The following is a 14025-nucleotide window of genomic DNA, read 5'->3' as shown; positions in this document are numbered from 1 at the left end:
AATGCTTCAGGAGCTATGTTAACTGGATGGCAAAACGTTAATGGTACTTGGTACTTTATGCAAGGATCAGGAGCAATGAAAACAGGTTGGTTAAATGACAACGGAACTTGGTATTACTTACAAGCTTCAGGAGCAATGAAAACAGGTTGGTTAAATGATAACGGAACTTGGTACTTCTTAAATGCTTCAGGAAAAATGCTTTCTAATACAACTGTAGATGGATACAAATTAGGAGCTAACGGAGCTTGGATAAGATAATTATTAGATGATTATCTTAAATGAAAAAGGATGGGGTTATCTCATCCTTTTTTTATTCTTTAGGAGATTATAAAAATCTTAAGTCTGTGGATAATTTCTAGAATAGCATGTTTTAAAGATATGATAAGTATCTCTAAAGAATAAAAAATAATCATATGCCGCACCATTATTCCTTCACTGCGTTTGGAAAGGGTGCATGGCTAAAAAAATCGACGGCTCTAAAGTCGCCTTGTCGATTTTGTTCTTCTTTAGGAGATTATAAAAATCTTAAGTCTGTGGATAATTTCTAGAATACTGTATTTTAGAGTAACAGGGGGATGTACTGATGGAATTAGACTATAGTGGTTGGAAGAATTTAAAAGGAAAATGGTATTTTTTTAATGAAGGTTTTATGAAAACAGGCTGGGTTCAAGATGGACATGCATGGTATTATCTAAATGATGATGGAGAGATGCAAACTGGTTGGATTAAAGATGGTGAAAGCGAATACTTTACAAATTCAAGAGGTATAATGCAAATTGGATGGATTGATGATTGTGGAATTTTATATTATGCAAATAAAAACGGTTTAATACAAAAAGGAAAAGTTATTATTGAAAAGAAAGTATATACTTTTTCTGAAGATGGAAAACTTATTTCATAAAAATATATTAAAAAAAAGCCTTAGTGGCTTTTTTTTGTTACTTAATAAATAATAAGGATAATTAAGGGGAATGTTTTGGAATTATATAGACAGTATAGTATAATAAAAAAATAATTTATTAATTTGGTGAAAATAATTACTGAATTAATGTATTAATATTTATATAAAGAATTTAAAGTTCCTTACGAAATAGATAGTGATTAAATAATTAAAATTTTTTACATAATATAGCAATTGATAAAATACAAAATTAGAGAGGAAGAGTGAAATGGACTTTTATAAAAATTTAAAAGTAAAAACTAAATTAATAGGATCATTTTTGTTTATGGCAATGATTGTAATATTAATTGGTTTAGTTGGAAGAGAAGCATTAATAAATACAAATAATAATGTAAAGGAAATGTATAATGTTGATTTACAAGCAATGCAAAAAATCTTATCGATAAAGGCAAACTTAGAAACAATAAATGGAAAAATATTGCTTGAAATGCATGAAGATCATAAAAATATGTTTGAAAATGCTAAAACAGAAATAAATGAAAAAGTTGAAGAAAATACTACATACATAAAAGAATATGAAGAATTAAATATTTCAGACAAAGAAAGACAAGCATTTAATAAATTTAAACAAGGTTTAGAGAAATATAGGATAGAAAGAGAAAGTTTAGTTAGTTATATTTATGAGGGTAACTTTGAAGGTGCTGAAAAAAATATTTAGACATACAACCTATACAACAAGAAATGACTAAAAGTCTTAATGAACTTGTAGAGATAAATCAGAATATCGCTAAAACAGCTAATGAGAATAATAAAAATACTTTTATTAAAGCCAAATTATTCATTGATGTTATAACTATAATATCAATTTTAATTGCAATTACACTTGCATTAAGCTCATCACTTAGTATATCTAAGTTATTAGACAAAATGATAAATTTTGCAGAAAGGTTAGCTCTATATGATTTTTCAACATCACTTGATATTGGAACAACTAATGAATTTGGAAAAGCTGCTAATGCTTTAAATAAAGTGCAAGAAAATATAAGAGAATTAGTGAAAAATATAATGGATGATTCTCAAGACATAAGTTCAGCTAGTGAAGAACTTTCAGCGACAGTCGAAGAGTTATCAGCAAATGCAATGCATATAAATGAAGCTGTAAATGAGATTGCAAATGGAATGCATGAAACCAGTGCAACATCACAAGAAGTGACTTCAGCTGTAGAAGAAGTAGATTTAAGTATTACTCAGCTTTCTTCTAAAGCAGTACAAGGAAGTAATAATGCTAATGAATTTAAGGAAAAAGCTTTAGTAGTTCAAAATAATAGTAAAATAGCTATTGAAAATACTGAAAAGTTATACAGTGAACAAGAAAAGAAAATGATGAAAGCTATTGAAGATGGTAAAGTAGTTGATAATATAAGAGATATGGCAGATACAATATCTAATATAGCAAGTCAAACTAATTTGCTTGCATTAAATGCAGCAATAGAAGCAGCTAGAGCTGGAGAAGCTGGAAAGGGTTTTGCAGTTGTTGCAGAAGAAGTTAGAAAGCTTGCAGAACAATCGTCATTAGCAGTAACTGGGATACAAGATACAATTATTGAAGTTAATAAAGCATTTAAAATAAGTATTAATACTGGAACAGATATACTTAAATTCATTCATGATGATATACAAGAACAATTTGATGCATATGGTGAAGCAGGACATCAATATTATAATGATTCTGATTTTGTAAGTAAAATGTCAGAAGAAATTTCATCTATGTCACAAAATGCAGCTTCTACAATAGGGGATGTGAGCAGGGCGATTCAAAATATGGATACAATAGCTCAAAATTCAAATGAAAGAGTGGATTTAATTAAAGAAAGTGTTAATGAAAACACAAGGGCTATAAATGAGATAGCATTGGCTGCACAAGGTCAAGCAGAATTAGCTCAAAGACTTACAGAAATGGTACAAAAATTTAAAATTTAGGCTCTGTTTTAGCAGAGTGCTGATATATGCATAAGCAAAGTCCAATTACAATGCAACTTTACCTATTGCATATATCAATACACATTTAAAATAGAACCAAAATTTAAGAATAATTGGAAAAAATTACACCCCAGGGGTAGATGAATCTACCCCTGGGGTGTAATTTTTTCCAAATGAATATTGGTCAATTTTGTATTTGAACCGCTGAGTATAAGTGGTATAATAAATAAATAAAGTACATAGAAATAGAATTTATTATAGTGAATTTTTTTATTTTAGGATTATCAAGGGGGAAAAACGATGATAAAAAGAATTAAGAAAGTAATGGCTTTAGTGCTTATTGCAACTTCTGTAGTAGCGGTAGCGCCTAGAGATATGTTTAAAGGAAATGTTACTGCTTATGCAGCGACAACAAAGGAAGGAATGCCTAATATTGACCAGATAATAGATGGTATGCTTACACAAATGGTTAGTGCAAAAATTCCTTCAAATGAAACAATAGCAAAAACATTAGGTGGGGTTTTAGTAAAACAATATGAAAGTAAAGGTGCTAAAACTGCAGATGATTTAAAGTTCATTAAAAATGTTAGTATAAAGTTAAGTGATAAAAAGGCTAGAGAAATAATGGCACAAATGATGCCTAAATTAGCGGATAATAATACTATGGAACTTATACAAAAATTTGCAAAAGCAGAAGTGATTAAAGAAGGTGTAAATCCTTCAGATCCTAATTTCCAAGTAAAAGTAAAGGAAAAAGTGGATGAAATATTAAATATTATAATAGATAAAGGCGCAGTAATTTTACAGAATTATGCAGACTCAATTCCAGTATATCAATATACACTCAGGAATGATAAAAAGGAAGAAGTTGCAATGGGAGTTGTAGTTGGCGGACCAATTGCATATGTACTTTTACCTAAAACAGGACCTATATATGTTGATACTACGAAACTAGGGACAGTAGGAAATACAATGCTTCCAGAATTAATTGATAAATTAGAAGAAGCAATAAAAAATTTGGGTGGAAATATTGGACAAATAATAGGAAATATTAGCAGCACTATTACTGGAGCTTTAGATGATGTTGCTGATTCTGTGGATAAAATTTCAAATTCTATAACTGATTTATTTGATGATTTAGATGATAGTACTGATGACTTCTTTGATAAAATAAACAAAGATGAAGGTTGGGACAAGCATGACGGATATGTTTATTACTATGATGAAGATGGTATTAAGTATAGAGGCGTTCATGAAATAAAAGGAAAGAATTATTATTTCAACAGAATTGATGGAGCTATGGAAACAGGCTGGCAAATTGTTGACGGAAAGAGATGCTATTTCTCACCTAAAAAAGGATATCAACTTTATAGTCAATGGATAAAAGATGGAGATAAAATATATTGTCTTGATGAAAAAGGTGAAGTGAGAAAATCTCAGTGGGCTCAAGATGGAGCAAATTCATGTTACTTAAAAGCTGATGGAACGGTAGCTAAAGGATGGTATTCTGTAAATAGAGATGAGAGATATTACTTTAATGAAACTACTGGATATATAGAAAAATCAAAGTGGATATATGATGATCAAGAATGGTACTATTTAAAAGACAGTGGAGTAGCAGCAACTGATTGGGAATGTATTAATGGAAAATGGTATTGCTTTAAATCAACTGGTAAAATGTATTCAGGTTGGTTTAGAAATGAAGGCAGTTGGTATTATTCAGATTCTACTGGAGCAATGCAAACAGGATGGGTATCCCATAAAAATAAATGGTTTTATTTAGATGAAAGTGGAAAAATGAAAAAGAATGAATGGGTATCAGTAAATGGAAATTGGTATTACTTCAATTTAAATGGAGAAATGATTACAAGTTCAAGATATATAGATGGAACAAAATATCACTTTAATTCAGATGGAAGTTTACAATCATAAAATTTAGGTGGCTGGCGACAGCCACCTTTTATTGATTGAAAAATAATTATGAATTTATAACTATTTATTGTATAATGTATTAATATATAAGCTTATTATGGAAAAATTGCTATAGATGTACATTATAGGAGAGGGCGATAGAATATGAATAAAAAATTAAAGAGAATTATCACAATGACACTTATTATTGGGGCATTTTCTTCAGTATCACCAGTAAATTATAGAGTTTTTAATAATGAAAAGGTTTATGCATCTACACATAATGATGAGTATTTACTTAAAAAACTAGGTGTATTTGAAACTAAAAGTGGAGATGAAATTGATTTATTAGATAGTGAATGGAAAAAGACTAATTTTAATAAAAAATCTAAAGCAAATTATTGCGTTAAAGTGGATAGTAATGTTGATTCAATTAGAATAAATGCTTCTACTAATGCTACAGATTACTCCATATATAAGAATGATGGAAAAAAGAACTATAAAGGAAAAGATATTTTATTATCTGATGGAATAACAAAGATTTATGTAAAAACTTATGAATCAAAATCAGATGCAGATGATGATAAAAATGTTAAAAAAGAATATAGAATAACAGTTAAGAAATCTTTAGAAGATAATAAAAATTCATCAAATGAAATTAGTGATGAGTCATCATGGAATTTAGAACAATATAAAGATGATGAAGTAAAAAATGAAAATAATTTATTAAGTAAATTTGATAATAAAGTTTTAAATAATACAAAGAGAAATCAATGGGTTATGGTAAATGGACTATGGCAATATAATAATTACATTGGTAATCCACTTAAAGATGAGTGGATCCATGACACATCTAAGGATAAGTGGTATTTTTTAGATTCTTATGGAAATATGGTGACGGGATGGCTAAATAAAGGAGATAAATGGTATTATTTTGATTCAAATGGAGAAATGGTTACTGGCTGGAGAAGTATTGATGGACAATGGTATTATTTTAATTTATTAGGGAAAATGATGAATGAAAGAGTATTAGATAATGGAAATTGGTATTATTTTTTACCTTCTGGCGAATTGATCTAATTTATGTTGGTGACAGGTATGTTGGTGACAGTCACTTTTTTGAAGTGGTGACAGTCACCTTTGGGCAGAGGTGAATCTGTAATGCATTGGATTTACAGGTTTTAGCTGAATTAAATTGAAAATGGTGACAGTCACCGATAGGTAAATGGTGACTGTCACCATTTTTTTTGGTATAATAGTCCAAAAGGATAATTTTGGAAAGATATTAGGGGGATTGAATTATGAATAAAAGATTAAAACACATAATTGCAGCTACTCTTGTAGTAAGTGCATTTACAACTATTGCTCCAACAAAATATATTAATTTAGGTATGGTAAATGCATATGCATCAAGTAGCATAAGTAAAGATGAATTTGATGATCTTGCTGTATACAAGGGTTCAAGCTCAAAGGAATTACAACTTTATAGTTCTTCAAGTTGTAAGGATTCTGATGAAGTAGATTTTAAATTTAATACAAAGACATACTATGTTAAAATTTCAGGTAGCACGGATTCTGTAAATATTAATGCTGATATTGATAGTGACTATGAAGCGTATGTATTTAAGGGAAACAAAGATGAACCACATGATCTTGAGGAAGAGATAGAGGTGGGATCTGGAACTACAACTCTTTATGTAAGAATATATGAAAAAGATGATTTTGATGATGACAATGTTGAAGATAATGTAGTAAAAACTTATAAGATATGTGTAAAAAATGGATCAGATTCTGATGATGAAGATGATAGTGATTCAGATAAGATATATTTAAAGGATATAACTTTAAGTAATGGAGATATAAGTTTTAATAAGAAAAAGACTTCTTATGATATAAATGTTGCTGAATCAGTAGATTCTATCAAGATTAAGGCTGTACCAGAAGATGATGATTATACTGTTGAAATTGATGAAGATACTGTTGAAATTGATGAAGATACAGTCGATGATGGAGACAAATATAAAAAAGAAGTTGACCTTAAAAAAGGAAAAAATACTATTAAGATAAATATAGAAGATGATGATGATAACAAGAGAACATACACTTTAAATATAACTCGAGGAGGAATATCTACTTCTAATAATCAAAATACAAATAATAATACAAACAATAATTCTAATACAGTTAAGCCAAGTACACCAGGCAATACTGATAAAAAATGTGATCAATGGGTAAGTGCTAATGGAGTTTGGCAATATAATGACTCAAATGGAAATGCTATTAAGAATAGATGGCATAGTGATAGATCTTCAGGAAAATGGTATTACTTAGATCAAAATGGATATATGAAAATAGGTTGGTTAATAGATGGAGACTCATGGTATTATCTAGACGAAAATGGAGCTATGAGAACAGGATGGGTACTTTGTGGAAATGATTGGTACTATTTAAATAACAATGGATCAATGCATACAGGATGGCTACAAGATGGATCAAATTGGTACTTTATTAACAGAAATACTGGCGTAATGAAGAGCAATGGTTGGATTGTAGATAATGGAAAGTATTATTATTTTAGTTCATCAGGAAAGATGCTTTCTAATGTTACAATGAATGGATATGTATTAGGTGCAGATGGGGCTTGGATAGGAAGATAATAAAAAAGTACCCAAAATTAACCTTTTTGGTGTATTATTAATGAGTATAAGTTATGACAAAAGAATTAAGAATATCTTAAGCTTAAATTAATTTACTTGTCGTCATTGTCATGGTAAAATATACAACATATAAGGGAGGAATGGTAAAATGAATAAAATATTGAAAAGAACAATAGGATCATTACTTGCTGTAGCGACCTTTGCAACAGTTGGTCCTGTAAAATATACAAGCCTATTTACAACAGAAGCTCATGCATCTACAAGTAAAAATTCTGATATGATAACTGATATAAACATTGGTAAGTCAGAAGGTGATGATGATTATAGCTTATATGATAAGAAGAAGTGTAAGAAAAAGGTTGACTTTGATGCCGGAGAAACAGATTATTATGTTAATGCTAAATCTAAAAATAAAGTGTATGTAAGTGCAGATGTTAAGTCTGGATATTCATATGAAGTATATAGAGGTTCTAAAGAAGCTAATGATGAGGGTAAAATTTCACTTAGCTCATCTTCAACTAAGGTTTCTGTAAAAGTATATGAAGATGCAAATGCTGAAAATGGAAATAAGAAAACACTTAAAGAAACTTATAAGATAACAGTATTACGTGATAGAGACAAAGATGATGATGATGATGACGATGATGATTATGATGATATCTATTTAAAAAATCTTGAAGTAGATGATAAAGATGTTAAATTAAAAGAAAGCAAAACTACTTATACTGTAGATGTTAAAGAAAGCAAAACATCAGTTAAGATTGTAGCTGAACCAGATGAGGATGAATATAAAGTAAAAATCGATGGAGTTACAGTTGATGACGATGATGATTATGAAAAGAAAGTCACTTTAAAAAAAGGTAAGAATGAATTTAAAATAAGAGTTAAAGATGATGATGAAGAAAGAATTTATACATTAATCATCAATAGAGGATCATCTTCTGATAAAGATGAAGACAAAGAAGAAAACAAGAATAACTCAAACTCAAATAATAATACAAATGTAACTGCTAGACCAAACCAATGGGTAACAGTTAATGGACAGTTAATGTACAATGATTCATTAGGAAACCCTATCAAGAATGCATGGTTCATAGATAGAAACACTAATGCATGGTATTATTTCCAAGCTGATGGAACAACAAAAAAAGGTTGGTTTAGTAGTAATGGTAATTGGTACTATTTAAATCAATATAGTGGTCAAATGCAAACAGGATGGTCTTATATAAATGGACAATGGTATTGCTTAAATTCATCAGGTGCTATGAGAACAGGATGGATAAAATCTGATTGGAGTGGTGATTGGTACTACTGTGATGGATCAGGAAAAATGCTTAGAAATACAACTGTTAATGGATATAGATTAGCATCAAGCGGTGCTTGGGTAAGATAATATAATCTTATTTTAAGTTAAGACTATGTTTTAAAACATAGCCTAAGTTAAAAAATGCTTTAGAGATATGAAATTTTCTCTAGGGCATTTTTTATTACGTTAACTTTAGAATATAATTTAATTAATATTTAAAATTTATGTAAAGTTTTTGTTAAAAATGTAAAATTATAAACACATATTTTTAAAATCTATTGAATGCTGGAAAAAATATGTTATAATTATATTAAATTTTCAATTATATCGTTGTTATTAGAGAGAGAAAAAGGAAGGTCACATATTTTTTTATGTGACCTTCCTTTTTCTCAAAGGTAGAGTGGACTTTAAAATATTTATTTGATTTTTAAATGTGTGTTGATATATTCAATAGGTAAAGTGGCATTGTAATTGGATTTTGAGAATAGTTAAGTGAGTATTGTCACTTTTACTGCTTGTCTCAATTTTATATTGGGAGCAAGCTAAAAAGGGACTATACTCATTTTTAGTATTCCTAAGTTCAATTACTCAGTCCACTTTGCTTATGCATATATCAACATGATACTAAAACACAACTTAATTTTTAAACCTTAATATTATCTTAAGCTAATGTTAATTTACTATCAATGTTTAAAATGGTAAAATTAATAGTACTAAAGTATTTAGAGAGATGGTGAGATAATTTTGAAGAAATTTTTTAGAAATATTATTATGGCATTTTTTGTAATTGGTATATTTTCAGTATTTGAGCCGTCAAAATATTTTAATTTAATTAATAAAAAAGCATACGCAGCTAGTAGGGTGTATTTAGATAATATATATTTAAGTGACAGATGCTCTATTGATTTTTCTAGGAAAAAGTATTCTTATATTTTAGATGTTGATAAATCACTTGAAGAAATAGTAGTTAGAGCTAGACCTGAAGATTATAATGATACAGTTAAAATTAATGGAGAAGTTATAACAAGTGATGATAAATATAGAAAATTAGTACCCTTAGAAATTGGAAAAAATAAAATTGAAATAGAAGTTAAGGATAATAATAGTGCTACAACAGCTACATACACTCTGTATATTTATAGGGGTGGAAATGAATGCAACTATTTATTAGATGATATAAGTATTGATTCAAGTAATATTGGTTTTAATAAGGACAAGAATTCTTATAATATTGAAGTTGATGATGATACATCTAAAGTTGTTCTTAAAGCTATAACAAAGGATAAAAATTATAAGGTAGTTGTTAATGGGACTGAACTTGATTATCCTAATCTTATTAGAATAAGATTTAGTGGGATTGGGAAATATGAAATTAAAATTAAAGTTACTGATCCTGAAACAAATAGATTTAAGGAATATAATTTAGATATGTATGTAGGTATTCCTATATCTCCTGATGTATCTAATTCTATAAATTCAGTTATAAAACCTAATCAATGGGTAATGGTAAATGGTAGATGGAGATATAATGACTCATTAGGAGAACCTATAAAAGATAAATGGTTTTTTGATACAAAGTATAATAACTATTTTTACCTTAATAAAAGGGGAAATATGAGGACAGGCTGGCTTTGCGTGGATAATAATTGGTATTATGCAGAGATTAATGGTGAAAGACAAACAGGCTGGCTTTTAGAGGACAATGAGTGGTATTATTTTGATTATGATGGAATAATGAAAATAGGTTGGATACCATATAAAGATAAGTGGTATTTTCTAGATTCAATTGGAGCTATGCAAACAGGTTGGATTTGTGATAAAGGTAATTGGTATATTTTAAATGCCAATGGTGAAATGATTACTGGTTGGATAACATATAATAAAAATAGATACTTTTTAAAAGATGATGGAAAAATGGCAGTAGGATGGTTTAATAATAAAAATGAATGGTACTATTTTAATGCTAATGGAAGTATGAAAAATGGAGAATGGTTATTTTATAGGAGCAATTGGTACTATATAAATTATATTGGTACCATGAGAACAGGTTGGCTATATAAAGATAATAAGTACTATTATTTTAATGAAGATGGAACAATGAATACAACTACTAAAACTATAGATGGATATACTTATAATTTCAATAAAGATGGTTCAGCAAATTTTAACTGATTTTTTTATTCTTTAGCAATTATAATATATTGAAATCAGTGGATAACTTAAATTATAATTTTGGTTAAAGTTGAAGAAATGTCATCTAAAGAATAAAAAAATAATTTAGTCGCCTGCCAAGTTTTTTCACATACGTTCGAAAAGGCAGATGCGTAAAAAAATCGACAGCTCCATAGTGGCTTTATCGATTTTTTTATTGACTTAATGATTTGACATGGAGGTTAACTGTTTATGAAGTTTCCTGAATTACAAGAACACATTAAGAAGTTTATGAATAATGAAAATTATATGAAATACTTTAGAGCATTTGCAGTTCATAACATTGAATATGATCCGCATTATGTAAAAAGTGTTATGGAGTATCTTTTAGATATTTCAAGAAAGCTTAACTATGAATTAGCAGAGCATTGGTGCTTAATATATATTGGATGGTGTGAACAACTTGAATGTAATTTTGAAAAGGCAATAAAATTGCATTTAATGTCAAAAGAATATTTTGAAAAAATTAAAGAACTAGAGGGTGTTAGTGTAACATGTAATGCACTACTTGTTGACTATTTAAAAATAGGGCAATTTGATTTAGCTATAATTAATGCATTAAGAGGAGCTGACATTGCAAGAAAGTTAGGAAATAAGAAATTATCTATAGTATTACTACTTAATATATCATATGCATATGTTGACTCGTATAATTATGATGAAGCTATTAACACACTCAAAAAGCTTAAAGCATATAAAAGTGAATTTAATTTTAAACATGAAATATTAATGTGTACGATTTTAGCAGAATGTTCACTGTCTATAAATGACTTAGAAAGAGCATTTAATTATTCGACATTTGCATTAAAAATTATAGAAAAGAATAAGACTAAAATGTATAAGGTAGAATTATTATCTATAATTGCAGATATTTTATATAGAAAGAATGAAGAATGTGAAGCAATAAAATTATTTGAAGAATCATTAGAAATTCTTAAACAAGATGATAATTATTTAAGAGCAAAAATATTAATAAGATGGGGACAGTGCAATTTATATAATGAAAATTATATTTTAGCAGAAAAAAAATTTTTAGAATGTCTTAATTTATTAGAAGAAACAAATTTTATTACTTTAAAATCACAGGTTTATAAAGAATTAAGTAGTATCTATGAAAAGTTAGGAAAATATAAAGAAGCATTTGAAGCAATGAAAGATTATGATAAGTATGAAAAAAGAGTATATGATTTACACAGCAGTAGCTGGTTTAGCATTTTTAAATATAGGAATTTAGAAGAGAAAGCAAATGTATATAGAGAATTATATAATAAGATAGAGCGTATTTCAGAATTAGGAAAAGAAATAATTTCCATATTAGATATAGATAAATTACTATATACTATTTATATTGAGGTTAAAAAGCTAATTGATACTGATATATTTGGAATTGCTTTATTTGATGAAGAAAAAAGTATATTAGAATATAAATTGTTTATAGAAAATGGTGACGTTAAAAATTTATGTTCTATTTCTCTTGACGATAAAAATAGTTTTGGCGTGTACTGTTTTAAAAGTAAAAAAGAAATTTTAATTAACAATATTGAAAATGAACATATTAAGTATGTAAGAAAATTTAATGTTAATAAATACAAGAAAGTTCCGTACTCAATACTATATATTCCTATAATTATTAAAAATAAATCCATAGGTGTTATAAGTGTTCAAAGTTATAGAAAAAATGCGTATACAAGAAATGAGTTAAATGAACTAAAAATCTTGTCATCTTATATAGCCATTGCACTTCAAAATGGTAAAATATTTAATGCAGTTGAGCATTTTGCAAAGTATGATTCATTAACAGGAATGCTTAATAGAAATGTTATATTAACTCAAGGAGAGGACATTTTAAATAATAGATTGGAAACAAAAGATAAGTTTTCTATAATAATGATTGATGTTGATTATTTCAAGAAAATAAATGATAACTATGGTCATGATATAGGTGATATTGTTTTAAGAGATGTTAGTGCAATAATAAAAAGTGAAATTAGAAATACGGACTCTTTAGGAAGATATGGTGGAGAAGAATTTTTGGTATTATTACCAAATATAAATTTAGAAGAAGCTAAAAAAATTGCGGATAGAATTAGGAAGAGTGTAGAAAATTATAAATATTATTATTTAACTAGTAAAAAACATAATCGTGTTACATTAAGTCTTGGTGTTTATGAATTCAATAAAGATGAATTTGATTTTTTTGAAGGTGTAAAAAAGGCAGATAAAGCACTATATATGGCAAAATCTTTAGGCAGAAATATGGCAATTGAATATTCAGGATAAATTAAAAAATTATTTTTTTATGAGCTGTTATACTTAATTTTCTTATTAAAGATTAAGTATAACAGCTCATAAATTTTTGCTTTGAAATTATGTTATGTTTTAGTATAGTGTTGAGTTAATAATATTGGCAATAAGTAAGATAGTTATATCATTTGTGATTTTTTTTTCATAATATAAAATTAAAAAGTAGTTCTTTTTAATTGAGGTGCTTAATTTTGAAAGAGAGATTTTCATATTTAAAGAAAATATTAAGTAAAATATGTTTAGGAGATAAATGTTTAATTATATTTATGATAATTATATTTATTCATGTAACATTTGATCTATTTATAGGTGGTAATGGAATAAATTCTGAAGAGACAGTAAATGCAATAGATATAATAGTAAGGACTACTATTGCATCTATATTCGGATATTTTATAAGTTCAAATTTTGTGAAAAATAAAAAAGAAATTTTAGATGAAAAAGAAAGTAATAAATGCTATTTAGAGAATAAAAACAGTAATAAAGCTTATTTGAATGATAATAAGAAGTTAATTATAAATAATAATAATGAACATTTAGATGGTGAAAATAAGCAGAACCGTGCAAGTGAAGAACAAATTATTATTGTTTTCATAATTGGATTAGCTTCTATGATACTATTACTTTTGGTAAGAGATTTCATACAAGTTTCTAATCCGGATATTCCCATAATATCTCAATTAAGAGATATTGTTTGTGGCTGTGTGGGATTTTTGTTAGGATGTCCTTCAAATCACAAGTAAAGTTTGTTATGA

Annotated in this window: 8 protein-coding genes and 2 pseudogenes; all 10 read left to right on the top strand. The window is 27.7% G+C overall.

Going from position 1 to position 14025, the window contains the following annotated elements; all coding sequences use genetic code 11:
• Positions 1-258: pseudogene (locus tag RGC78_RS13245) on the top strand (N-acetylmuramoyl-L-alanine amidase family protein); the annotation flags it as partial.
• Between the two features lie 325 nt (positions 259-583).
• Complete coding sequence (locus tag RGC78_RS13240) at positions 584-901, top strand: hypothetical protein (RefSeq protein WP_252211757.1); 318 nt, start codon at positions 584-586, stop codon at positions 899-901.
• Between the two features lie 268 nt (positions 902-1169).
• Positions 1170-2881 (top strand): annotated as a pseudogene (locus tag RGC78_RS13235) (methyl-accepting chemotaxis protein).
• Positions 2882-3181: 300 nt separating this feature from the next.
• Positions 3182-4813: an N-acetylmuramoyl-L-alanine amidase family protein gene (locus RGC78_RS13230; RefSeq protein ID WP_309556794.1), complete on the top strand. Its 1632-nt coding sequence runs from the start codon at positions 3182-3184 to the stop codon at positions 4811-4813.
• A gap of 144 nt (positions 4814-4957) precedes the next feature.
• A complete protein-coding gene (locus RGC78_RS13225) occupies positions 4958-5872 on the top strand; it encodes an N-acetylmuramoyl-L-alanine amidase family protein (RefSeq protein ID WP_252211760.1) in 915 nt (304 codons plus the stop codon).
• 221 nt (positions 5873-6093) lie between these two features.
• On the top strand, positions 6094-7449 hold the full coding sequence (locus RGC78_RS13220; RefSeq protein WP_309556793.1) for a cadherin-like beta sandwich domain-containing protein: 1356 nt from the start codon (positions 6094-6096) through the stop codon (positions 7447-7449).
• 148 nt (positions 7450-7597) lie between these two features.
• On the top strand, positions 7598-8842 hold the full coding sequence (locus RGC78_RS13215; RefSeq protein WP_309556792.1) for an N-acetylmuramoyl-L-alanine amidase family protein: 1245 nt from the start codon (positions 7598-7600) through the stop codon (positions 8840-8842).
• Positions 8843-9499: 657 nt separating this feature from the next.
• Complete coding sequence (locus tag RGC78_RS13210) at positions 9500-10927, top strand: cadherin-like beta sandwich domain-containing protein (protein ID WP_309556791.1); 1428 nt, start codon at positions 9500-9502, stop codon at positions 10925-10927.
• A 231-nt stretch (positions 10928-11158) separates the two neighbouring features.
• Entirely contained in the window at positions 11159-13246 is a 2088-nt protein-coding gene (locus tag RGC78_RS13205; protein WP_252226658.1) for a GGDEF domain-containing protein, read from the top strand.
• A 215-nt stretch (positions 13247-13461) separates the two neighbouring features.
• Entirely contained in the window at positions 13462-14013 is a 552-nt protein-coding gene (locus tag RGC78_RS13200; RefSeq protein ID WP_252211765.1) for a hypothetical protein, read from the top strand.
• Positions 14014-14025: the final 12 nt, after the last annotated feature.

It is taken from the genome of Clostridium aquiflavi (assembly GCF_031344075.1).
In the GTDB taxonomy this organism is placed as follows: Bacteria; Bacillota; Clostridia; order Clostridiales; family Clostridiaceae; genus Clostridium; species Clostridium aquiflavi.
Note: the sequence above shows the minus strand (reverse complement) of the source record. Positions and strands in the feature narration are given on the sequence as shown.